Annotated in this window: 18 protein-coding genes and 2 pseudogenes; 4 read left to right on the plus strand and 16 right to left on the minus strand. The window is 60.3% G+C overall.

Translation table 11 applies throughout. The annotated features are described in order from the left end of the window. Positions 1-178 precede the first annotated feature (178 nt). The 3 genes and pseudogenes from J3P82_RS20445 (at position 179) to fdxA (ending at position 3970) form a co-directional block, all read left to right on the plus strand. Positions 179-531, plus strand: a pseudogene (locus J3P82_RS20445) (DUF6124 family protein). Between the two features lie 405 nt (positions 532-936). Further along, positions 937-3504: a DNA mismatch repair protein MutS gene (gene mutS, locus J3P82_RS20450; RefSeq protein WP_434563919.1), complete on the plus strand. Its 2568-nt coding sequence runs from the start codon at positions 937-939 to the stop codon at positions 3502-3504. A gap of 142 nt (positions 3505-3646) precedes the next feature. Beyond that, on the plus strand, positions 3647-3970 hold the full coding sequence (gene fdxA / locus J3P82_RS20455) for a ferredoxin FdxA (RefSeq protein WP_030139464.1): 324 nt from the start codon (positions 3647-3649) through the stop codon (positions 3968-3970). A 488-nt stretch (positions 3971-4458) separates the two neighbouring features. Here fdxA and rpoS read toward each other — a convergent pair whose 3' ends face one another. The 8 genes from rpoS to J3P82_RS20495 form a co-directional block, all read right to left on the minus strand. Beyond that, positions 4459-5466, minus strand: coding sequence for an RNA polymerase sigma factor RpoS (rpoS, locus tag J3P82_RS20460; RefSeq protein ID WP_186611216.1), 1008 nt, complete (start codon positions 5464-5466; stop codon positions 4459-4461). 107 nt (positions 5467-5573) lie between these two features. Further along, complete coding sequence (locus J3P82_RS20465; protein ID WP_434558420.1) at positions 5574-6419, minus strand: peptidoglycan DD-metalloendopeptidase family protein; 846 nt, start codon at positions 6417-6419, stop codon at positions 5574-5576. 226 nt (positions 6420-6645) lie between these two features. After that, positions 6646-7281 carry a protein-L-isoaspartate(D-aspartate) O-methyltransferase gene (locus J3P82_RS20470; protein WP_161796107.1) on the minus strand — a complete coding sequence of 212 codons (636 nt, stop codon included), beginning with the start codon at positions 7279-7281 and terminating at the stop codon, positions 6646-6648. A gap of 41 nt (positions 7282-7322) precedes the next feature. Then, a complete protein-coding gene (gene surE / locus J3P82_RS20475) occupies positions 7323-8072 on the minus strand; it encodes a 5'/3'-nucleotidase SurE (protein ID WP_434558421.1) in 750 nt (249 codons plus the stop codon). Then, positions 8060-9118 (minus strand): tRNA pseudouridine(13) synthase TruD, encoded by a 1059-nt coding sequence (truD, locus tag J3P82_RS20480; RefSeq protein WP_434558422.1) that lies wholly within the window; start codon positions 9116-9118, stop codon positions 8060-8062. The genes surE and truD overlap by 13 nt, the downstream gene beginning before the upstream one ends. Further along, complete coding sequence (gene ispF / locus J3P82_RS20485) at positions 9115-9588, minus strand: 2-C-methyl-D-erythritol 2,4-cyclodiphosphate synthase (protein ID WP_434558423.1); 474 nt, start codon at positions 9586-9588, stop codon at positions 9115-9117. Before ispF ends, truD begins: the two co-directional genes overlap by 4 nt. Positions 9589-9631: 43 nt before the next feature. Continuing rightward, positions 9632-10477, minus strand: a complete 846-nt coding sequence (fghA, locus tag J3P82_RS20490; protein ID WP_434558424.1) for an S-formylglutathione hydrolase — start codon at positions 10475-10477, stop codon at positions 9632-9634. A gap of 91 nt (positions 10478-10568) precedes the next feature. Continuing rightward, a complete protein-coding gene (locus tag J3P82_RS20495; RefSeq protein ID WP_025212132.1) occupies positions 10569-11681 on the minus strand; it encodes an S-(hydroxymethyl)glutathione dehydrogenase/class III alcohol dehydrogenase in 1113 nt (370 codons plus the stop codon). Positions 11682-11789: 108 nt separating this feature from the next. Here J3P82_RS20495 and J3P82_RS20500 point away from each other — a divergent pair, with 108 nt between their 5' ends. Next, on the plus strand, positions 11790-12686 hold the full coding sequence (locus J3P82_RS20500) for a LysR substrate-binding domain-containing protein (protein ID WP_434558425.1): 897 nt from the start codon (positions 11790-11792) through the stop codon (positions 12684-12686). 36 nt (positions 12687-12722) lie between these two features. Here the strand turns inward: J3P82_RS20500 and ispD are convergent, their stop codons facing one another. From ispD to dnaE, 8 genes and pseudogenes are all read right to left on the minus strand, one after another. Beyond that, positions 12723-13430 carry a 2-C-methyl-D-erythritol 4-phosphate cytidylyltransferase gene (ispD, locus tag J3P82_RS20505; protein ID WP_434558426.1) on the minus strand — a complete coding sequence of 236 codons (708 nt, stop codon included), beginning with the start codon at positions 13428-13430 and terminating at the stop codon, positions 12723-12725. Next, a complete protein-coding gene (gene ftsB / locus J3P82_RS20510) occupies positions 13427-13705 on the minus strand; it encodes a cell division protein FtsB (RefSeq protein WP_024779031.1) in 279 nt (92 codons plus the stop codon). The genes ispD and ftsB overlap by 4 nt, the downstream gene beginning before the upstream one ends. Positions 13706-13876: 171 nt before the next feature. Beyond that, positions 13877-15166, minus strand: a complete 1290-nt coding sequence (gene eno / locus J3P82_RS20515; RefSeq protein ID WP_186611208.1) for a phosphopyruvate hydratase — start codon at positions 15164-15166, stop codon at positions 13877-13879. 154 nt (positions 15167-15320) lie between these two features. After that, complete coding sequence (gene kdsA / locus J3P82_RS20520; RefSeq protein WP_122565457.1) at positions 15321-16166, minus strand: 3-deoxy-8-phosphooctulonate synthase; 846 nt, start codon at positions 16164-16166, stop codon at positions 15321-15323. A gap of 4 nt (positions 16167-16170) precedes the next feature. Continuing rightward, a complete protein-coding gene (locus tag J3P82_RS20525; protein WP_186611207.1) occupies positions 16171-17802 on the minus strand; it encodes a CTP synthase in 1632 nt (543 codons plus the stop codon). 274 nt (positions 17803-18076) lie between these two features. Beyond that, positions 18077-19403: pseudogene (gene tilS / locus J3P82_RS20530) on the minus strand (tRNA lysidine(34) synthetase TilS). 69 nt (positions 19404-19472) lie between these two features. Then, on the minus strand, positions 19473-20420 hold the full coding sequence (locus J3P82_RS20535; RefSeq protein ID WP_434558427.1) for an acetyl-CoA carboxylase carboxyltransferase subunit alpha: 948 nt from the start codon (positions 20418-20420) through the stop codon (positions 19473-19475). A gap of 150 nt (positions 20421-20570) precedes the next feature. After that, positions 20571-24092 carry a DNA polymerase III subunit alpha gene (gene dnaE / locus J3P82_RS20540; protein WP_434558428.1) on the minus strand — a complete coding sequence of 1174 codons (3522 nt, stop codon included), beginning with the start codon at positions 24090-24092 and terminating at the stop codon, positions 20571-20573. Between the last annotated feature and the right edge of the window lie 49 nt (positions 24093-24141).

Below are 24141 nucleotides of genomic sequence, written 5' to 3' on the forward strand. Positions count from 1 at the left end.
AGGTGCTCACTGCTCCATTCAGCCTGGTGTTTCTTACCTGTGCTCAATGGTAGCTGTGCGCAGGGCGCCCTCGGGCGCGCCGGTTCCTTGGATCCCCGGTCTACTAACCTGCGTACAGCTGCCACCCATCTCGTTTAGTAGCGGATTGGTAGCGGCTCCAACTTAAGGATCCAAGACTATGTCCAAGCCAACTCCGAATCCCCCGAAAGACCACATCTCCCGCGCTCAATCGGCCAACGCTAAGAAACTCGACGAAGCGGCCACCCGCGCCCTTGATTACTACCTCAACCCAAAGCCGACAAAGAAACCGGCGAACCGGTTGATACTCTTTTCATCATTGCCCCCAACATCGACGTCGAAAGCCTGCTCGCCAACCTCAGCGAAACCCTGGCCTCGGCCAACGCCATGGTCAGCGACCTGGCATTCGACCTGAAGGGCTCGCGACGAAATATCGCGCTGGGGGTCCAGCAGATGATTGAGCTGAGCCAGTTGTTGGCGAATCGAGCGTTGGATGTGGTTGAGGTGAGGTAAACAGGTCCGCTTGAACAGAAACAAAAAATGGCCGTATGTATAGCCGTAGTATTCACTTAAGAAAGACGAAGAGCTTGTTGGGTTTGATGGAAGCTACCAAGCAGCAAAACCTGGTCATGATGCAGGCCGAGGCGAAACGAGCCTGTTTTCAAGACTGAAGCGAAGCCCGACCATGCGTCGGGCTTTCTTTTGCCTGGTTCGTGCTTCACAGATATTTTTTCGCCACATGTAGGGCAAATTTGGAGGACAAAAGCCCAGTTTCACTAACCTTATCGAAGCACTCATCCCTGGGTCGCCCCCCACCCCCCATGTTAACCTTGCGCCCATCGCGGAAAAGCCGGGCCAATGCCCCTCCTTTTGCCCTACACCTTTCAACGAGCTTCCCTGATACCCATGAATACCGCCGTGAACGACCTGTCCTCCCACACGCCCATGATGCAGCAGTACTGGCGCCTGAAGAATCAGCACCCCGACCAGCTGATGTTCTACCGCATGGGCGACTTCTACGAGATCTTCTATGAAGACGCGAAGAAGGCCGCCAAGTTGCTGGACATCACCCTGACGGCGCGTGGGCAATCGGCGGGCATGGCGATTCCGATGTGTGGGATTCCTTACCACGCGGCGGAAGGTTACCTGGCGAAGCTGGTCAAGCTCGGCGAATCCGTGGTGATTTGCGAGCAAGTAGGCGACCCGGCCACCAGTAAAGGGCCGGTTGAACGCCAAGTCGTGAGGATCATCACCCCGGGCACGGTCAGTGACGAAGCGCTGCTGGATGAACGCCGGGACAACCTGATCGCCGCCGTCCTGGGCGATGAGCGCCTGTTCGGCCTGGCGGTGCTGGACATCACCAGCGGCAATTTCTCGGTGCTGGAAATCAAGGGCTGGGAAAACCTCCTGGCGGAGCTGGAGCGGGTCAACCCGGTGGAACTGTTGATTCCCGATGATTGGCCCAAAGACTTGCCGGCGGAAAAACGCCGTGGCGTACGTCGTCGGGCGCCGTGGGATTTTGAGCGTGACTCAGCGTTGAAAAGTCTCTGCCAGCAATTCTCCACACAAGACCTCAAGGGCTTTGGTTGCGAGAACCTGACCCTGGCCATCGGCGCCGCCGGCTGCCTGCTGGCCTACGCCAAGGAAACCCAGCGTACCGCCCTGCCCCATTTGCGCAGCCTGCGTCACGAACGCCTGGATGACACGGTCGTGCTGGACGGCGCGAGCCGACGCAACCTGGAGCTGGATACCAACTTGGCCGGCGGGCGCGACAACACCCTGCAATCGGTGGTCGATCGATGCCAGACCGCCATGGGCAGCCGTTTGCTGACCCGCTGGCTGAACCGTCCGCTGCGGGACCTGACCGTTTTGCTGGCGCGCCAAACCTCCATTACCTGCCTGCTCGACCGCTATCGCTTCGAGCAGTTGCAACCGCAGCTCAAGGATATCGGCGACATCGAGCGGATCCTCGCGCGTATCGGCCTGCGCAACGCCCGCCCCCGCGATTTGGCGCGCTTGCGCGATGCCCTCGGCGCCCTGCCCGCTCTCCAGGAGGCAATGACCGACCTCGAAGCCCCGCATTTGCAACAACTGGCGTGCACCACCAGCACCTACCCGGAGCTGGCGGCATTGCTGGAAAAAGCCATTATTGACAACCCACCCGCGGTGATCCGTGACGGTGGCGTGTTGAAGACCGGTTACGACGCCGAACTCGATGAGTTGCAATCGCTGAGCGAAAACGCCGGCCAGTTCCTGATTGACCTCGAGGCCCGGGAAAAAGCCCGTACCGGCCTGGCCAACCTCAAGGTCGGCTACAACCGCATCCACGGTTATTTCATCGAACTGCCAAGCAAGCAGGCCGAACAGGCCCCGGCCGACTACATCCGTCGCCAGACCCTCAAAGGCGCCGAGCGCTTCATTACTCCAGAACTCAAGGCCTTCGAAGACAAGGCGCTGTCGGCCAAGAGCCGTGCCCTCGCCCGCGAGAAGATGCTCTACGAAGCGCTGCTGGAAGACTTGATCAGTCAACTGCCGCCACTGCAAGACACCGCCGGCGCACTGGCGGAGCTGGACGTCTTGAGCAACCTGGCCGAGCGCGCACTGAACCTGGACCTCAATTGCCCGCGCTTCGTCAGCGAGCCATGCATGCGCATCAGCCAGGGCCGTCACCCGGTCGTCGAGCAAGTACTGACCACGCCGTTCGTGGCCAACGACCTGAGCCTGGACGACAACACCCGCATGCTGGTGATCACCGGTCCGAACATGGGCGGTAAATCGACCTACATGCGCCAGACCGCGCTGATCGTGTTGCTGGCACATATCGGCAGTTTCGTGCCGGCGGCGAGCTGCGAGCTGTCCCTGGTGGACCGCATCTTCACCCGGATCGGCTCCAGCGACGACTTGGCCGGCGGGCGTTCGACCTTCATGGTGGAAATGAGCGAAACCGCGAACATCTTGCACAACGCCACCGAGCGCAGTTTGGTGCTGATGGACGAAGTCGGCCGTGGCACCAGCACCTTCGACGGCCTGTCCCTGGCGTGGGCGGCGGCCGAACGCCTGGCCCAGTTAAGGGCCTACACGCTGTTCGCCACGCATTATTTCGAACTGACGGTGTTGCCGGAAAGCCAGCCACTGGTGGCCAACGTCCACCTCAACGCCACCGAGCACAACGAGCGCATCGTGTTCCTGCACCATGTGCTGCCCGGCCCGGCCAGCCAGAGCTACGGTTTGGCAGTGGCGCAACTGGCCGGCGTGCCAAGCGACGTCATCACCCGTGCCCGCGAGCACCTGAGTCGCCTGGAAACCACCAGCCTGCCGCACGAGGCGCCGCGCCCGACCAAAGGCAAGCCAGCCGTGCCGCAGCAAAGCGATCTGTTCGCCAGCCTGCCGCACCCGGTGCTCGACGAACTGGCCAAAGTCGATCTGGACGACCTGACGCCACGCCGGGCACTTGAATTGCTCTATACATTGAAGACACGGATCTAACGCACAGGCTTTCAAGCTGTTAGAATCTCGCGCGGTTTGGGATGCTGCGGGCCATTAGCCTAGCCTGCAGACCATCGCTCCCGAACCTGGCGAGCCCACCGTGAAGGGGTTCCGCTGCCGCCGCCTGAGGAGAGAATTAGAAATGACCTTCGTCGTCACCGACAACTGCATCAAGTGCAAGTACACCGACTGCGTAGAAGTGTGTCCGGTGGACTGCTTTTACGAAGGGCCGAATTTCCTGGTCATCCACCCGGACGAGTGCATCGACTGCGCCCTGTGTGAACCGGAATGCCCGGCAAATGCCATTTTCTCGGAGGACGAAGTGCCGGCTGGCATGGAGAACTTCATCGAGCTGAACGCCGAGCTGGCGGACATCTGGCCGAACATCACCGAGAAGAAAGATGCCCTGCCGGACGCCGAAGAGTGGGATGGCAAGACAGGCAAGATCGCCGACCTGGAACGCTGATCATTCGACGTTCGCTGAAAAGGCCCCTTGCGGGCCTTTTTGCTTTTTCGAGCCTGGCAAATCGCAGACAAAAAAAGGGGCGATTTGACCCGCCCACATTTTTTCCCTAATCCCTTTAATCCTTTTCATCGTCCTGATGAATCGCTCCTGCGATGTCCTTCCTACCCATCGTCCTTGACGGGTGTGTCTGTCCGTCGACACAGGACTGATATTAGTATTTTCCTGCTGTAGTGCAATCAGACTCGTCCGTCCCCTTTTCCGCTGTAACGCCTCAGACACAAAAAATAAATCCTTATAGAACAATGAAATAGAAAAAATCTACGCCTTTCTTAGCCATCTATCCTATCGGCGGGAAACCGAACACTTACGTAACACTAGGCAAAGGCTTACAAACTGAACTACAAATTGGGTAGGACTTAAAACTGCGGCCGCAAAACGCAAAAGCCCCGAACCAGTCGGGGCTTTTCCTGCCGTGCTTGCGTGGGGTGTTATTGAAACAACGATTCGCTCGACAGCCCATTCTTCTCCAGGATCTCCCGGAGGCGCTTGAGGCCTTCAACCTGGATCTGCCTGACCCGCTCCCGAGTCAATCCAATCTCCAGGCCGACGTCTTCAAGCGTGCTGCTCTCATGACCGCGCAAGCCGAAGCGGCGAATCACCACTTCCCGTTGCTTGTCCGTGAGTTCCGAGAGCCACTGGTCGATGCTCTGGGACAGGTCATCGTCCTGCAACAGCTCGCACGGATCGGTGGGTCGATCATCGGTGAGGGTATCGAGCAGGGTCTTATCCGAGTCAGGCCCCAGCGAGACGTCTACCGAAGAGACACGCTCGTTGAGCCCAAGCATGCGCTTGACCTCCCCCACCGGTTTTTCCAGCAGGTTGGCGATCTCCTCGGGCGAGGGTTCGTGGTCGAGTTTCTGGGTCAATTCACGAGCGGCCCGCAGGTAGACATTCAGCTCTTTGACCACATGAATCGGCAACCGGATGGTCCGGGTCTGGTTCATGATTGCCCGTTCAATGGTCTGGCGAATCCACCAAGTGGCATAGGTCGAGAAACGGAAGCCGCGCTCGGGATCGAATTTCTCGACGGCGCGAATCAGCCCCAGGTTGCCCTCTTCGATCAGGTCCAGCAGCGAAAGCCCACGATTGACGTAACGTCGGGCGATTTTCACCACCAGGCGCAGGTTGCTTTCAATCATGCGTTTGCGACCGGCAGGATCACCGCTTTGCGACAGGCGCGCAAAATGAACTTCTTCCTCGGGGGAGAGCAGCGGCGAAAAGCCGATTTCATTGAGGTAAAGCTGAGTGGCGTCCAGCGCCCGGGTGTAGTCGATGTACTTATGTTGTTTAAGTGAAGCGGAGTGTTTGGATTTGGCACGAACGGAAGGTGGAGTCGCCCCTTCATCATTCGACATCGAATCCATAGCGATGCCGGTGTCCATCAGGAGCACCTCATCGTCGATGTCAAACTCCGGCACTTCTTTACTGAGAGCCATTGTTATAGTCCTTTGGTGAGTTCGACCTCAAGCTCAAGCGACGCCTTTATCCTTGGCAACGCTGGAGCCTGTTCCCTCTACGTGACGGAACAGGCTGACAACTGAAATCAACGACGTGGCAGGAATTGCAGCGGATCTACGGGCTTACCTTGTCGGCGAATCTCAAAATGCAGTTTCACCCGGTCCGTACCCGTCGAGCCCATTTCGGCAATTGTCTGTCCGACCTTGACCTGCTGCCCCTCCCGAACCAACAGCCTGCGGTTGTGACCGTAGGCACTGACGTAGGTATCGCTGTGTTTGATGATCACGAGTTCGCCGTAGCCCCTTAAACCACTCCCGGCGTACACAACCGTGCCATCAGACGCGGCTAAAACAGGCTGTCCCAAATCCCCGGCGATATCAATTCCTTTATTCAAACTACCGTTTGAAGAGAATTTTCCAATGAGAACGCCATTAGAAGGCCACCCCCAGCCGGTCGGGGCGGGGCCTGCTGGAGGCATCGGCGCAGGCGCCGGCTTGTTCGCGACGGACGGTACAGTTGCCGCCGCAGCACCGGCCGGACGACGGATGACCGTCGTTTTGCTCGAGGATGAAGAGGTCGAACCCGACTGCGTGACGACCGCGGTCGGCGTTGAACCGCTGCGACCATCAAAGCGAATTGTCTGACCCGGATGGATCGTATAAGGCGCAGGAATGTTGTTGCGGGCCGCGAGGGCTTTGTAGTCCCAGCCGTAGCGAAAAGCGATGGAAAAAAGCGTATCGCCGCGACGGACTACATACTGGCCGGTCGTCACTGTAGGACGTTGTGGCGTCGCATTGTTGCGATCGACCACCCGGACATTACCCGATGGCGTACTGGAACAACCGACCAGCAAGGTACTCAAGAGAAGGCCAGTCACCAGGCGCTTAAAGCTCGTGATACCCATACGCTGCGCAATGACTGTGAGACTCACCCGCCGCTCCCTTTGTGGTGGCTGAAGAAATGGACAGCTGCCTGTCCAGGCAGACCTGTTGTCGCGTGGCTGGCCGATGCCGCTCCTCTATAAAGGAAGCGCGAAAGGCTGCCGCACACGTTTGCTAGACGCTGTTGAACGTCGTTTGACAGGCCAGCGCTTGACTGACCGGTGCAGCCGTAAGACACAGCCCATGCCACGGAATTCAGCGCTCGTTGATAAATGCTCAGGCCAACGGCCCATTGAGCAACGGCACAAAACGCACCGCCCCAAGAACGTGTCGCGAAAAACCGTGCTCTTCGCGAACGATCAGCATCAGTTGCTGGACTTCGCCCGCGCCTACCGGAATGACCAGGCGCCCGCCGGGGGCAAGTTGGTCCAGCAAGGCCTGCGGCACGTCCGTGGCAACGGCCGTGACAATGATGCCGTTATAAGGCGCCAGCGCCGGCCAGCCTTCCCAACCGTCGCCCCAGCGAAACACCACGTTGCGCAGGTTCAGCTCCACCAGGCGTTCCTTGGCGCGATCCTGCAGCACCTTGATGCGCTCCACGGAAAACACCCGCTCCACCAGTTGCGACAATACCGCGGTCTGGTAACCCGACCCCGTGCCGATCTCCAGCACCTTGTCCAACGGCCCCGCCTCAAGCAGCAACTCGCTCATGCGAGCGACCATATAAGGCTGGGAAATGGTTTGGTTGTGGCCGATTGGCAACGCGGTGTCTTCGTAGGCACGATGGGCCAAGGCCTCATCGACGAACAAATGCCGTGGCGTGCGACGGATCACTTCCAGCACTTGGGCGTTGGACAGCCCTTCTTCGTACAGCCGCTGGATCAGTCGCTCCCGGGTACGCTGGGAGGTCATGCCGATTCCGCGGCGGAGCATATCGTCTTGTTCGCGAGCCATCAGCGCAGCCCCTCCAGCCAGCCATCGAGATGTAGGAAGGCATCGTTGAAGGTCCGATCGAACTGCAAGGGCGTGATCGAGACATAGCCTTGCATGACCGCATGAAAGTCCGTGCCAGGCCCGCCGTCCTCGGCATCGCCGGCGGCTGCGATCCAGTAGCCAGCCTTGCCGCGCGGGTCGACGACGTGCATCGGTTTGGCGGCGCGGGCACGATGGCCCAGGCGGGTCAGCTGGATGCCGCGAATATGGTCAAGCGGCAGGTTCGGGATGTTCACATTCAGCACCGTGCGCGGCGGCAGGTCCAGCGCGCCGTGGGCCTGCACCAGTTTACGGGCGAAGTAGGCGGCGGTGGGCAAGTTATCGACCTGCCGTGAAACAAACGAAAAGGCAAACGAGGTCTGGTTCAGGAAACGACCTTCCAGGGCTGCCGCGACAGTACCGGAATACAGCACGTCGTCGCCCAGGTTAGCGCCCAGGTTGATACCTGAGACCACCATGTCCGGCTCGCGCTCCAACAGGCCGTTAAGGCCCAGGTGCACACAATCGGTCGGCGTGCCGTTGAGACTGATGAAACCGTTTTCAAGGTAACAGGGGTGCAGCGGACGGTCGATCGTCAGCGAACTGCTGGCGCCGCTCTTGTCCTGGTCCGGGGCGATGACCACGCATTCGGCAAAATCCGCCAGCGCAGCATAAAGCGCGGCAAGGCCGGGTGCTGTCACCCCATCGTCGTTAGAAATCAGAATACGCATGGGCTGTCCGTCTGCCCTACCGGCACCAGATCGACGAGTTCGCGCACCAAGACAGTGGCGAAGCATCCGGCCGGCAGGACGAATTCCAATTGCAGAATGTCAGGCGAGGGATAATGCCACGACAGCCCGCCGATGGGCAGTCGCAGGATGCGACGTTCGTGACTCATTCCCGCGGTTATCAACCAGTCTCGCAATGAGGCCTCGCTTTCGGCGACGGCTTGCTCGAGCTCGAATACCGCGCCAGCGGTGGGCGAAGGGCCTTCGCCCCACTGAGGCCCGGTCGGATGCAGGTCGAGGATTGCCAGGCGCGGATCGCTGCATTCAGCTTCGCCCGCCGGGAAGAAACTGCGGCTGTCGGTGAACGCCAGCAAATCGCCTACTTGGGCGGTTTGCCAGGTGCCATCGGCCACCCGGGCCGCCAGCACCTTGTTAAACAGAAAGCTACGGGCCGTGGACAGCAGGCGCGAACGCACGTTGCGCTGCTCCGGCAATGCCCCGCGAGCAGCCCAGGCACGGGCATCAACGACGTTTGCGCCGTCATGGCCAAAACGCTGGACGCCGAAATAGTTCGGAATGCCTTGGCGAATAATCTGTTGCAGACGCGCTTCGATAGCCTCTTTGTCGCCCTTGAACTGGGTCAGGCGCAGGGTGAAACCATTGGCCGAATGCGCGCCGCGCTGCAGCTTGCGCCGATGGCGACCGGTCTTGAGGATCTTCAGCGTTTCATTTTCCGCCGCCGACAAATCCGGGTCGGCCTTGCCTGGCAGCTGCACGCTGAACCACTGGCGAGTCAGGGCTTGGCGATCCTTGAGCCCGGCATAGCTGACCGTGCGCAACGGTACCCCGGCAGCCTTGGCAAGGCGCCGGGCCGCTTCTTCGGTGTTCAGGCCACGTTTTTCAACCCAGATCCACAGGTGCTCGCCATCGCCACTCAACGGAATGTCGAGCACTTCATCGACCTGGAAATCTTCCGCCGTGGCCTTGAGTACCGCGCTGCCCAGCGACTCACCGTAGGCCCGCGGGCCCAATAGTTCGAGTTCGGTCATGGGCGCAGCAACAACGCAACGGAATGGACGGCAATACCTTCTTCGCGACCGACGAAGCCAAGCTTCTCGGTGGTGGTGGCTTTCACGTTCACCTGGTCAAGGTCAACCTGCAGATCCTCGGCAATCTGCTGGCGCATCGCTTCGATGTGTGGCGCCATCTTGGGCGCCTGGGCAACGATCGTGTTGTCGACGTTGCCGATTTTCCAGCCTTTGGCGTGGATCAACGAAACCACGTGACGCAGCAACACGCGGCTGTCGGCGCCCTTGAATTGCGGGTCGGTGTCCGGGAAGTGTTTGCCGATATCGCCCAAGGCGGCCGCGCCAAGCAATGCATCGCTCAAGGCGTGCAGCAAAACGTCACCGTCTGAATGCGCGAGCAGCCCGAAGCCGTGTGCGATACGCACGCCGCCCAGAGTAATGAAGTCGCCTTCAGCGAAACGGTGAACATCGTAGCCGTGGCCAATACGCATAAAAAAACGCCCCGATTTTTGTCAGGGCGTGATTCTACCTGCATTAGCCGTTCAGGGCGCGTGCATGATGTTGCAAGTGTTCATCGATGAAGCTGGCGATGAAAAAGTAGCTGTGGTCATAGCCCGGTTGCAGGCGCAGTTCCAACGGATGGCCGGCCGCCTTGGCGGCTTGTTGCAAGGCTTCGGGCTTGAGCTGGTTGGCCAGGAAATCGTCACGATCACCCTGGTCCACCAGCAGCGGCAGCTTTTCGCCGGCCTCGGCGATCAACGCACAAGCATCCCACTCACGCCATTTCGAGCGGTCTTCTCCCAGGTAGCGGGAGAAGGCCTTCTGCCCCCATGGACAATCCATGGGGTTGTTGATCGGCGAAAACGCCGATACCGAGCGGTAACGCCCGGGGTTGCGCAACGCGCAGACCAGCGCGCCATGCCCACCCATGGAGTGACCACTGATGCCTCGTTTATCGGATGCCGGGAAATGGGCTTCGACCAGCGTCGGTAATTCCTGCACGACGTAGTCATGCATCCGGTAATGCCGCGCCCAAGGTTCCTGCGTGGCGTTGACATAAAAGCCCGCGCCGAGGCCAAAGTCCCAGGCGCCATCCGGATCGCCCGGCACGTCGGCGCCACGGGGGCTGGTGTCCGGCGCGACAATGATCAGCCCCAACTCGGCAGCCAAGCGCTGGGCCCCGGCCTTCTGCATGAAGTTTTCGTCGGTGCAGGTCAGTCCGGACAACCAGTACAACACGGGCAATTTGCCGCCCTGCTCCGCCTGCGGCGGGAGGTAGACGGCAAACACCATGTCACAACCAAGCACTTCGGAACGGTGCCGGTAACGCTTGTGCCAGCCGCCAAAGCTTTTCTGGCAGGAAATGTTTTCAAGGTTCATGGGCAATACTTCAGCGGCAAGCTTCAAGCTGCAAGCTGCAAGTGGGGGTGAACCGACTCGCAGCTTGTAGCTTGAAGCTTATGGCTGCTCCTTAGAAATGAATAACGGTACGAATGCTCTTGCCTTCGTGCATCAGGTCAAAGGCTTTGTTGATGTCTTCCAGGCCCATGGTGTGGGTAATGAACGTGTCCAGCGGGATCTCGCCCTTCTCGGCCATTTCCACGTAGCTTGGCAACTCGCTGCGACCGCGCACACCACCAAATGCCGAACCGCGCCAGACGCGCCCGGTCACCAACTGGAATGGGCGGGTGGCGATTTCCTGGCCGGCCCCGGCCACGCCGATGATCACCGACTCGCCCCAACCTTTGTGGCAGCATTCCAGCGCGGCACGCATCAGTTGAACATTGCCGATGCACTCGAAGGAAAAGTCCACGCCGCCGTCGGTCATATCGACGATGACTTCCTGGATCGGACGGTCGAAGTCTTTCGGGTTGACGCAGTCGGTGGCACCGAGCTGCTTGGCAATTTCGAACTTGGCCGGGTTGATGTCGATGGCGATGATGCGCGAAGCCTTGGCTTTCACGGCGCCAATCACCGCTGACAGGCCGATGCCGCCCAGGCCAAAAATGGCCACGGTGTCACCCGGCTTGACCTTCGCGGTGTTGAGCACCGCGCCGATACCCGTGGTGACGCCACAACCCAGCAGGCAAACCTTTTCCAGCGGCGCTTCTTTTGGAATCTTCGCGACGGAGATTTCCGGCAACACGGTGTACTCGGAGAACGTCGAAGTACCCATGTAGTGGAAAATCGTCTCGCCCTTGTAGGAAAAACGCGAAGTGCCATCCGGCATCAAGCCCTTGCCCTGGGTAGCGCGAATCGCCTGACACAGGTTGGTCTTGCCCGACTTACAGAACTTGCACTGGCCGCACTCCGGGGTGTAGAGCGGAATCACGTGGTCGCCCACCGCTACCGAAGTCACGCCCTCACCGATGGCTTCGACAATCGCGCCGCCTTCGTGGCCGAGGATCGACGGGAAAATCCCCTCCGGATCGGCGCCGGACAAGGTGTATGCATCGGTATGACAAACACCCGAAGCCACCACGCGCAGCAACACTTCGCCTGCCTTGGGCATGGCGACGTCGACTTCGACGATTTCCAGCGGTTTCTTGGCCTCGAAGGCAACGGCGGCGCGCGACTTGATCAATTCAGATACTCCAGCAAATAAAGACGAGACCGGGAGTGTAATCCTTCACCGGACGATGAATAATCCGGCCAAAAGCAAAACATTATTGCCGCACAGGGATAATCCTAAATGTCTGATAGCCGCTGGGAAGGAATCGACGAATTTGTGGCCGTGGCCGAATGCAGCCAGTTCACCGCCGCCGCCGAACGCCTTGGGGTTTCTTCGTCCCATATCAGTCGACAAATCGTACGGCTTGAAGAACGTCTTCAAACACGTTTGCTCTATCGCAGCACTCGCCGGGTAACGCTGACCGAAGCCGGCCAAACCTTTTTGCAGCATTGCCAGCGCCTTCAGGACGGACGCGAAGAAGCATTGCGGGCGGTGGGCGACCTGACCAGCGAACCCAAGGGCATGCTTCGAATGACCTGCGCCGTGGCCTATGGCGAACGGTTCATCGTGCCGTTGGTGACGCGGTTCATGGGGATTTATCCGCAGTTGCGGGTGGACATCGACCTGAGCAATCGGCCGCTGGACCTGGTGCACGAAAGCCTGGATCTGGCGATTCGCCTCGGCCGGTTGCAGGACTCGCGCCTGGTGGCCACGCGCCTGGCGCCACGGCAAATGTACCTGTGTGCGTCACCATCCTATCTGGAACGCTACGGCCGGCCCCACAGTTTGTCTGAACTGAGTCGCCACAACTGCCTGATCGGCAGCTCCGACCTCTGGCAGTTGGAACAGAACGGCCGGGAATTTTCGCAGCGGATACAGGGAAACTGGCGTTGCAACAGTGGGCAGGCGGTGTTGGACGCTGCGCTGCAAGGCGTGGGGCTGTGCCAGCTTCCGGATTATTACGTGCTGGAGCACTTGAAAAGCGGTGCATTGATTTCCCTGCTGGAGACCCATCAGCCCCCCAACACAGCGGTGTGGGCGCTGTATCCACAGCAGCGGCATTTGTCGCCGAAGGTGCGCAAGTTGGTGGATTACTTGAAGGAAGGGTTGGCGCAGCGGCCGGAATACCGCGGTTAGGAGCCGGCGGTTTCATGGGTATTGAACCCGTGTGGGCTAGCGGCGATTAGCCCAACGTTGACGCAACCACTCCAGATCTTCCGGCCGGGTGACCTTGATGTTGTCGGCCCGCCCTTCGATCAACCGAGGCGCCTGCCCCGCCCATTCCATGGCGGACGCTTCGTCGGTAATCAGCGCATCGGCCACCAAGCTGTCGGCCAAAGCCCGATGCAGGGCACCGAGGCGGAACATCTGCGGTGTATAGGCTTGCCAGATCACGCTGCGATCAACGGTTTCCAGCACGCGCCCCTGTTTATCGACGCGCTTGAGGGTGTCGCGCGCCGGGACGGCCAGCAGACCGCCGACCGGATCGATCGACAGCTCGCCCAACAAAGTGTCCAGGTCTTCCCGGGCCAGGTTCGGCCGGGCGGCATCGTGTACCAGCACCCAATCATGGTCATCGGCGCCCTGTTCGTGCAGATGCAGCAAGGCATTGAGTACCGAGTCCGAACGCTGCGCTCCTCCGTCCACACGCTGGATGCGCGGGTCGCCGGCACAAGCCAGGGTCGGCCAGTAAGGGTCATCGTGGGCAATGCTGACCACCACGCCTTTGACGGTCGGGTGATCGAGGAAACAGCCAAGGCTGTGTTCGAGAATAGTGCGCCCGGCCAGTTGCAAATATTGCTTGGGACGGTCCGCGGCCATTCGGGCGCCAACGCCCGCGGCAGGAATCACGGCCCAGAAGGCCGGTAGACGAATACTCATTGGGCGAGCTGGTAGAGGGTTTCGCCCTCCTTGACCATGCCCAACTCATGACGGGCCCGCTCTTCCACGGTCTCCATGCCTTTCTTCAGTTCCATCACTTCGGCGTCCATCACCCGATTGCGCTCCAGCAGTGCTTCGTTTTCAGCGTGCTGATCGGCAATTTGCTGGGTCAGGTCGGCCACTTGCGCCAAGCTGCCGTTACCCACCCACAGGCGGTACTGCAGGCCGGCCAGCAACAAGAGCAAGACAAGGAACAACCAATTGGGACTGCGCATCGAATATCAGGTATCCAGTGAAAAAAGACCGCCATGCCAAACTTTGAAGCGTCTGATAGCACGAAGCCTGGAGAACCCAGGCTTGTGCTTGATAAGGCATCAGATTAGAGGCAAAACCGCCGTCATGGCGACCTTTGCGACAAAATCAGCTGTCTTTTTACCATTTACCGCTTAGCCGCGAAACTCGGCGCGACCGTTGTACTTGGCCTTGCCGTTCAACTGCTCTTCGATACGCAGCAATTGGTTGTACTTGGAAACGCGGTCGGAACGGCACAGCGAACCGGTCTTGATCTGGCCCGCCGCGGTGCCCACGGCCAGGTCGGCAATGGTCGAATCTTCGGTTTCACCGGAGCGGTGGGAGATCACGGCGGTGTAGCCGGCGGCCTTGGCCATCTGGATGGCTTCCAGGGTTTCGGTCAGGGTGCCGATCTGGTTGAACTTGATCAGGATCGAGTTGGCGATCTTCTTGTCGATGCCTTCTTTCAGGATCTTGGTGTTGGTCACGAACAAGTCGTCGCCCACCAGCTGGGTTTTTTCGCCGATCTTGTCAGTGAGGATTTTCCAGCCGGCCCAGTCGGACTCGTCCAGGCCGTCTTCGATGGAGATGATCGGGTAACGTTCGGTCAGGCCCTTGAGATAGTCGGCAAAACCTTCGGCAGTGAACACCTGGCCTTCGCCGGACAGGTTGTACTTGCCGTCTTCGTAGAATTCACTGGCGGCGCAGTCCAGGGCCAGGGTCACGTCGGTGCCCAGTTTGTAGCCGGCGTTGGCCACGGCTTCGGAGATCACTTTCAGTGCGTCTTCGTTGGACGCCAGGTTCGGCGCGAAGCCGCCTTCGTCGCCCACCGCAGTGCTCAGGCCACGGGCTTTGAGCACAGCCTTGAGGTGATGGAAGATCTCGGTGCCCATGCGCAGGCCTTCGGAGAAGGTCTTGGCGCCGACCGGCTGTACCATGAATTCCTGGATGTCGACGTTGTTATCGGCATGCTCGCCGCCGTTGATGATGTTCATCATCGGCACCGGCATCGAGTAGACGCCCGGCGTACCGTTCAGGTTGGCGATGTGTGCATACAGCGGCAGGTCCTGGTCCTGGGCGGCAGCCTTGGCAGCGGCCAGGGAAACGGCGAGGATCGCATTGGCGCCCAGGGTGGCTTTGTTTTCAGTACCGTCGAGCTTGATCATGGCCTGATCGAGGGCTTTCTGGTCGGCAGGATCCTTGCCCAGCAACAGGTCGCGGATCGGACCGTTGATGTTGGCGACAGCTTTCAGCACGCCCTTGCCCAGGTAACGGCTCTTGTCGCCATCACGCAGCTCCAGCGCTTCGCGCGAGCCAGTGGAAGCACCGGACGGCGCGCAGGCGCTGCCGATGATGCCGTTGTCGAGAAGCACGTCCGCTTCGACAGTGGGGTTGCCACGGGAGTCGAGAACTTCACGACCTTTGATGTCGACGATTTTTGCCATTGTTGTAAACACTCCAAAGTTGACGAAAACGACGCAGCGAGAGGAAATCTTTTACCGTCGGCGGGCAGAAAGCAGCGGGCAGGCTTGCCGACGATAACGCCCGGCCCGCAGGCCAGAGCGTTTATCGAGCGGTACTTTACCGGAGAAAGCCGTGTTACGCGGTTTCTATCGTCGGAAAACCCTTGACCAGCTCGTCCAGCGACTTGAGCTGAGACAGGAAAGGTTCCAGCTTGTTCAAGCGCAAGGCACAAGGGCCGTCACACTTGGCGTTGTCCGGATCAGGGTGGGCTTCGAGGAACAGGCCCGCCAAGGACTGGCTCATGCCGGCCTTGGCCAGGTCGGTCACCTGGGCGCGACGACCACCGGCGGAGTCGGAACGACCGCCCGGCATTTGCAACGCATGGGTCACGTCGAAGAACACCGGGTACTCGAACTGCTTCATGATGCCGAAGCCGAGCATGTCCACTACCAGGTTGTTGTAGCCGAAGCTCGAACCACGCTCGCAGAGGATCAACTGGTCATTCCCGGCTTCCTCGCACTTGCTCAGGATGTGCTTCATTTCCTGGGGCGCGAGGAACTGGGCCTTCTTGATATTGATCACCGCGCCGGTCTTAGCCATCGCCACCACCAGGTCGGTCTGGCGCGACAGGAAGGCTGGCAGCTGGATGATGTCGCAGACCTCGGCGACGACCGCGGCCTGGGCCGGCTCATGGACGTCGGTGATGATCGGCACGCCGAAGGCTTGCTTGATGTCCTGGAAGATCCGCATGCCTTCTTCCAGGCCCGGGCCACGGTAGGAAGTGACCGACGAGCGGTTGGCCTTGTCGAAGCTGGCCTTGAAAACGTAAGGGATGCCCAGTTTCTGGGTGACCTTCACGTATTCTTCGCAGACCTGCATCGCCATGTCGCGGCTTTCCAGCACGTTCATGCCGCCAAACAGCACCATGGGCTTGTCGTTGGCAATCTCGATGTCGCCGACGCGGATGATCTTCTGGGCCATGGTCTTATGCCTTTTTCTGGTGTTGAGCCAAAGCGGCTTTCACGAAACCGCTGAACAACGGATGGCCGTCGCGCGGTGTCGAGGTGAACTCCGGGTGGAACTGGCAAGCGACAAACCATGGATGATCCGCCGCCTCGACCACTTCAACCAGCGCGCCGTCACCGGAGCGGCCGGAAATCTTCAGGCCGGCTTCGATCAGTTGCGGCAGCAGGTTGTTGTTCACTTCGTAGCGATGACGATGGCGCTCGACGATCACATCCTTGGCGTAGCAATCGTGCACCTTGGAGCCGGCTTCAAGCAGGCATTCCTGGGCGCCGAGGCGCATGGTGCCGCCCAGGTCCGAAGTTTCGGTGCGCACTTCCACGGCACCGGTGGCGTCCTCCCACTCGGTGATCAGGCCTACGACCGGGTGGCCGCTGGCACGATCGAACTCGGTGGAGTTGGCGTCTTTCCAGCCCATCACGTTACGGGCGAACTCGATGACCGCCACTTGCATGCCCAGGCAGATGCCCAGGTACGGCACCTTGTTTTCACGAGCGTATTGCACCGCGGTGATCTTGCCTTCTACACCACGCAGGCCAAAGCCGCCCGGCACGAGGATCGCATCGGCGCCTTCGAGCAGGCCGGTGCCCTGGTTCTCGATGTCTTCGGAATCGATGTAGCGCAGGTTGACCTTGGTGCGGTTGCTGATACCGGCGTGGCTCATCGCTTCGATCAGCGATTTGTAGGCATCCAGCAGTTCCATGTACTTGCCGACCATGGCGATGGTGACTTCGTGCTCCGGGTTGAGCTTGGCATCGACCACGGCTTCCCATTCGGACAGGTCGGCGCTCGCGCACTGCAGACCGAAGCGCTCGACGACAAAGTCGTCCAGGCCTTGGGCGTGCAGGATGCCCGGGATCTTGTAGATGGTGTCGGCGTCTTCGAGGCCGATGACCGCACGCTCTTCAACGTTGGTGAACTGGGCGATCTTGCGACGCGAGGAAATGTCGATCGGGTGATCGGAGCGGCAGATCAGCACGTCCGGCTGCAGGCCGATGGAGCGCAGCTCCTTGACCGAATGCTGGGTTGGCTTGGTCTTGGTTTCGCCGGCGGTGGCGATGTACGGCACCAGTGTCAGGTGCATCAACATCGCGCGCTTGGCGCCGATTTCGAAACGCAGTTGGCGGATAGCCTCGAGGAACGGCTGGGACTCGATATCGCCCACGGTGCCGCCGATCTCGACCATCGCCACGTCGGCGTCGCCGGCACCCTTGATGATGCGGCGCTTGATCTCGTCGGTGATGTGCGGGATGACCTGGATGGTCGCGCCCAGGTAATCACCACGGCGCTCTTTGCGCAGCACGTGCTCGTAGACACGGCCGGTGGTGAAGTTGTTGTTCTGGGTCATGGTCGTGCGGATGAACCGCTCGTAGTGGCCCAGGTCCAGGTCGGTCTCGGCGCCGTCATGGGTGACGAACACTTCACCGTGCTGGAACGGGCTCATCGTACCCGGGTCGACGTTGATGTACGGGTCCAGCTTGAGCATGGTGACCTTAAGTCCCCGCGCCTCCAGGATGGCCGCCAATGAAGCCGAGGCAATGCCTTTCCCCAATGAAGAAACAACACCGCCCGTGACGAATATGTAGCGCGTCATGAAAAACCCTAGAAGTCTGCGTTAAAGCGGTCCGAGCCGCCGGGGAAAGCGAAGGAAGGCCGAAGCCCCCGATCACCTGCATTAATCACAGTGCACCTTTCAAAAAAACCGCCGCGTCGGGACAGACCGGAGGTGAAATCACCGGTACGTTGCTCGCTACACATTTTTTGGAATCGCCCAGCAAAGACTGCTTGGTAATCGGCAACTCCTGCAATTCAGGCGAATCCACAGAAGTTGTATCAAGAAGGGAGCGTAGTCTACCGGAAAGCCCCTTTCAGCTCAAACCCAGATCTTGGCTTTCATGGCTGCCAGATCAACTGCCAACCGCTATCAGCACTGCCGTCGAGCCCCGCAAGGCTCGCCACCGCCAGCAATTGCTCGCCCCGGTAGAGCAGCGGCCATCGACCGCGAGCGAACGCGGGCACGCCGCTTTCGTTGAACAGACGCTTGAGATCACGGTGGCCGCGCCCCGGCAATTGCATGACTTCGCCGCCCTGGCGATAACGGATGCAGAGCGGACCGGCGGGAATCTCGCCGCGCAGCATCACCCGTCCATTGCCCGGCAGCAGCAATGGCAAGTCGATCCGCGGCCATTGAATGGGACCCGCGACCGCGCGCAACCAACGGTCGGATAACCAAAAGATTCGTCCGCCTGAACGGTGTAACTCGCCATCCGCCAATCGCCAGACCGGATGGGCATCTTCCTTTGCATCACGCAACGAATCCCAGCCGGCCCAATGATCGCTGTCGGGAAGCCTCGTCACCGAGGCCAACCAATGGCTCAGGACATTGCGCTGGCGGGCCGGTGACAGGGCCTGCAATGGCGCCAGTTCAAGCGATCGCAATCCAAGCCAGTCGAACGCGCCAGGCGTCCGGGCGCGCTCCAGATCGATCTGCGCCAACTCTTCCAGCAAACCTTGGGCCTCGCTCAGGTGCGCGGCACTGCGGGCCAGAGTCATCGATGCCTGGGGCCATTGCTCGGTCAGTGCCGGAAAAACTCGCTGGCGCAGGTAATTGCGCGCGTAGCGATGATCATCGTTGGAAGGGTCCTCGACCCAGCTCAGGCCCTGTAGCGCGGCATAGGTTTGCAGCTCGGCGCGGGACACATCGAGCAACGGCCGTAGCAAGTAGCCCTGCCCCAAGGGACGCTGCCTCGGCATGGCCGACAAGCCTCTCACCCCCGCTCCGCGCAGCAAGCGAAACAGCAAGGTTTCGGCCTGGTCGTCCCGGTGCTGGGCGGTGAGCAGCACGTCGTTGTCATGCGTCGTCGCGATGAAAGCGCCATAACGTGCGTCCCGGGCAGCGCGCTCGACGCTGGCGCCGGGACGGACTTGGACACTGACCACCTGCAGCGGCACTCCAAGCGCTTCGCAAACCCGTCGACAATGGTCCGGCCAGGCATCGGCCACAGCTTGGAGGCCGTGATGCACATGGATAGCGCTTAGCGCAGGCAAGGTTTGGTTTTTTGCCAGGGATACGAGCAGATGCAGCAGGACGGTGGAGTCGAGACCACCGGAGAAGGCGATGCGCCAGTTGGCGGCGTTGCGCCGAGGGGCTAGCTGTACGAGGAGACGGGAGGGCAGATCCGCGCTGGGGTTCATAGGATTCAGCCTTGGTACGAGCCCATGTGGAAGCGAGACAGCTCGCCCCACATGGATACAGCGCTCAGATCAGAGACCGTAGCTCATCAACCGCTCATAGCGACGAGTCAACAGTTCATCGTTGTCGAACTTCTTCAACATCGACAGCTGCGAACTCAGCTCGGCGCGGATCAGTGCCGCGGCCGCCGCTGGGTCACGATGGGCGCCGCCCACCGGCTCGCTGATCACTTTGTCGACGATGCCCAGGCCCTTGAGACGCTCGGCGGTGATGCCCATGGCCTCAGCGGCATCCGGTGCCTTCTCGGCGGTTTTCCACAGGATCGAGGCGCAGCCTTCCGGCGAGATCACCGCGTAGGTGGAATATTGCAGCATGTTCAACTGGTCGCAGACGCCAATGGCCAATGCACCGCCGGAACCGCCTTCGCCAATCACCGTGGCGATGATCGGCGTTTTCAGGCGTGCCATGACGCGCAGGTTCCAAGCGATCGCTTCACTCTGGTTGCGCTCTTCGGCGTCGATGCCCGGATAGGCGCCCGGCGTGTCGATGAACGTCAGGATCGGCATCTTGAAGCGTTCGGCCATTTCCATCAGGCGGCAGGCCTTGCGATAGCCTTCCGGACGCGGCATACCAAAGTTGCGGCGCACTTTTTCGCGCACTTCGCGGCCCTTCTGGTGACCGATGATCATGACCGGCTGGTCGTCCAGGCGAGCGACACCGCCGACGATCGCGGCGTCGTCGGAGAAGTGGCGGTCGCCGTGGAGCTCATCGAACTCGGTGAAGATGTGTTCAATGTAGTCCAGGGTGTAGGGGCGACGCGGATGACGCGCCAGACGCGCGATCTGCCAGCTGGTCAGCTTGCCGAAGATGTCCTCGGTCAGCGTGCGGCTTTTGTCCTGCAGCCGAGAGATTTCATCGCCGATATTCAGCGAATTGTCGTTACCGACCAAGCGCAACTCTTCAATCTTGGCTTGAAGGTCGGCGATCGGCTGTTCGAAATCTAGAAAATTCGGGTTCATAGGCGTCCGTCTTGGGTCGACGTCCAAGAGAGCTTGGGCCGGCCGGTTGTCTATTCGCGCCCTACCTTAAGGGAGAGGCGCGTTCAGGTCGAGATTAAAAATTCGAGTCGAGGTCAGGGGCGCTCTGGGTTCAAGAGTGGCACCTGGCCGTCAACGGTATTGGAGGAAGACGTTGTCTTTGCCGAACTGGTCACGCAAGGCTTGAATCAACGCATCCGCCGGATCGATCCGCCAGCCCTCGCCGAACTGCAACACGGCCTTGGCGTCGGGTCGCACGTACTCCATGGTAATCGGGCACGCACCGCGATGGCGTTTGAACAATTCGCCCAACCAGCGTAGCTGATCGCCCTTCAGATCCTGGGTCTGCAACTTCAAGCGCAGGCTTTCCGCCAGGTTGGTACGAGCATCCTCCATGCTCATCACCCGCTTGACCCGCAGCCGCAGGCCACCGGAAAAGTCGTCGTTGCTGACTTCGCCCTCCACCACCACCATCGCGTCGGTCTGCAACAGCGACTGCGCCGAATGGAACGCATCGGCGAACAACGAAGCCTCGATGCGCCCGGAGCGGTCGTCGAGGGTGATGAAGCCCATCTTGTCGCCCTTTTTGTTTTTCATCACCCGCAGGGCAATGATCATACCGGCGACGGTTTGCGTATCGCGAGCAGGCTTGAGGTCGATGATGCGCTGGCGGGCGAAACGACGTATCTCCCCTTCGTACTCGTCGATCGGGTGACCGGTCAGGTACAGGCCCAAGGTGTCTTTCTCACCCTTGAGGCGTTCCTTGAGGGTCAGTTCCTTGGCCTTGCGATGGTTGGCGTAGACATCGGCGTCTTCTTCGACGAACAGCCCGCCAAACAGGTCGGCGTGACCGCTGTCGTGGGTACGCGCCGTTTGCTCGGCGGCCTTGATCGCCTCTTCCATGGCGGCCAGCAACACTGCGCGGTTGCGGTCGATGTTGGCCTGGTAGGCCTTGGGCTCGTCCTGGAAGTAAGGGCCCAGGCGGTCCAGCGCGCCACTGCGGATCAAGCCGTCAAGGGTGCGCTTGTTGATGCGCTTGAGGTCGACCCGGGCGCAGAAATCGAAGAGGTCCTTGAACGGCCCGTCCTGGCGCGCTTCGGTGATGGCTTCCACTGGCCCTTCGCCCACGCCCTTGATCGCGCCCAGGCCATAGATGATGCGGCCTTCGTCGTTCACCGTGAACTTGAACTCCGAAGCGTTCACGTCGGGTGCGTCGAGGCGCAGCTTCATGGTGCGCACTTCTTCGATCAAGGTCACGACCTTGTCGGTGTTGTGCATATCCGCCGACAGTACCGCGGCCATGAACGGCGCCGGGTAATGCGCCTTCAGCCAGGCGGTCTGGTACGAGACCAGGCCGTAGGCGGCGGAGTGGGATTTGTTGAAGCCGTAACCGGCGAATTTTTCCACCAGGTCGAAAATGTTCCCGGCCAGGTCAGGGTCAATGCCGTTGGTCGCGCAACCTTCGATGAAGCCGCCGCGCTGCTTGGCCATCTCCTCGGGTTTTTTCTTACCCATGGCCCGACGCAGCATGTCCGCGCCGCCGAGCGTGTAGCCAGCCATCACCTGGGCAATCTGCATCACCTGTTCCTGATACAGGATGATGCCGTAGGTCGGCGCCAGCACCGGCTTCAAGCCTTCGTACTGATAATCCGAGTGCGGGTACGCCAGCTCGGCGCGACCGTGCTTACGGTTGATGAAGTCATCCACCATGCCCGATTGCAGAGGCCCCGGACGGAACAGTGCCACCAATGCGATGAGGTCTTCCAGGCAGTCGGGCTTGAGCTTCTTGATCAGCTCCTTCATGCCCCGGGATTCAAGCTGGAACACCGCCGTGGTCTCGGCTTTCTGCAACAGGCTGTAGGTCGGCTTGTCATCCAGCGGGATGAAGGCAATGTCCAGCGGTGCTTCACCGACCTTGGCGCGGTCGCGGTTGATGGTTTTCAGCGCCCAGTCGATGATGGTCAGGGTCCGCAGGCCCAGGAAGTCGAACTTCACCAGGCCCGCCGCCTCGACGTCATCCTTGTCGAACTGGGTGACCAGGCCGTCGCCCTCTTCATCGCAATAGATCGGCGAGAAGTCGGTCAGCTTGGTCGGCGCGATCACCACGCCACCCGCGTGCTTGCCGACGTTACGCACCACGCCTTCAAGCTTGCGGGCCATCTCCCAGATTTCCGCGGCCTCTTCGTCGACCTTGATGAAATCGCGCAGGATTTCTTCCTGCTCGTAGGCCTTCTCCAGGGTCATGCCGACTTCAAACGGGATCATTTTCGACAGGCGATCCGCCAGGCCGTAGGACTTGCCTTGCACCCGCGCCACGTCACGTACCACAGCCTTGGCGGCCATGGAACCGAAGGTGATGATCTGGCTTACGGCGTTGCGGCCGTATTTCTCGGCCACGTAGTCGATCACCCGGTCACGACCATCCATGCAGAAGTCGACGTCGAAGTCGGGCATGGAAACCCGTTCCGGGTTCAGGAAACGTTCGAACAGCAGGTCATATTCCAGCGGGTCAAGGTCGGTAATCTTCTGCACATAGGCCACCAGCGACCCGGCACCCGATCCCCGGCCAGGGCCGACCGGCACGCCGTTGCTCTTGGCCCACTGGATGAAGTCCATCACGATCAGGAAGTAACCGGGGAAGCCCATCTGGATGATGATATCCAGCTCGAAATTCAACCGGTCGACATAGACCTGGCGCTTGGCTTCGTAGTCTTCGGTGGTGTCCTTGGGCAGCAGGACGCTCAAGCGTTCCTCGAGGCCGTCGAACGAGACCTTGCGAAAATATTCGTCGATGGTCATGCCATCGGGAATCGGGAAGTTGGGCAAGAAGTGCTTGCCCAGTTTCACTTCGATGTTGCAGCGCTTGGCGATCTCGACGGTGTTTTCCAACGCCTCGGGCAAGTCGCTGAACAACTCGGCCATTTCCTCGGCGCTCTTGAGGTATTGCTGGTCGCTGTAGTTCTTCGACCGACGCGGGTCGTCGAGGGCCCGGCCCTCACCGATGCAGACACGGGTTTCGTGGGCTTCGAAATCTTCCTGCTTGATGAACCGCACGTCGTTGGTCGCCACCAGCGGCGCGCCGATCTTGTCAGCCAGGGCCACGGCGGCGTGCAGGTGTTCTTCGTCGTTGGGGCGGCGGGTGCGCTGCACCTCGATGTAGAAACGGTCCGGGAACACCGCCATCCAGTCACGGGCCAGGATCTCGGCTTCGTCGGGGTTGCCACTGAGCAGGGCCAGGCCGATTTCACCCTCCTTGGCCGCCGACAGCATAATCAGCCCTTCACTGGCCTCGGCCACCCACTCGCGCTCGATGATGATCGAGCCGTTGCGCTGGCCATCGATAAAGCCACGGGAGATCAGTTCGGTGAGGTTGCGATAACCCTGGGCGTTCATCACCAACAGGCTGATACGGCTCAGCGGCGCGTCCGGGTCTTTGTTCGACAGCCACAGGTCGGCGCCGCAGATCGGCTTGATCCCGGCGCCCATGGCGGCCTTGTAGAACTTGACCAGCGAACACATGTTGTTCTGGTCGGTGACCGCCACGGCAGGCATGTTCATGCCCACCAGGGTCTTGACCAGTGGCTTGATCCGCACCAGGCCGTCGACCAGGGAATACTCAGTGTGCAGGCGTAGATGAACGAATGAAGCCGGCATAGTGATCCTGCGTTAAGTCATGAAAACAACAAGGCCCGGATTGTACCGG

The organism is Pseudomonas sp. Z4-20 (genome assembly GCF_051131955.1).
Taxonomy (GTDB): domain Bacteria; phylum Pseudomonadota; class Gammaproteobacteria; order Pseudomonadales; family Pseudomonadaceae; genus Aquipseudomonas; species Aquipseudomonas marvdashtae.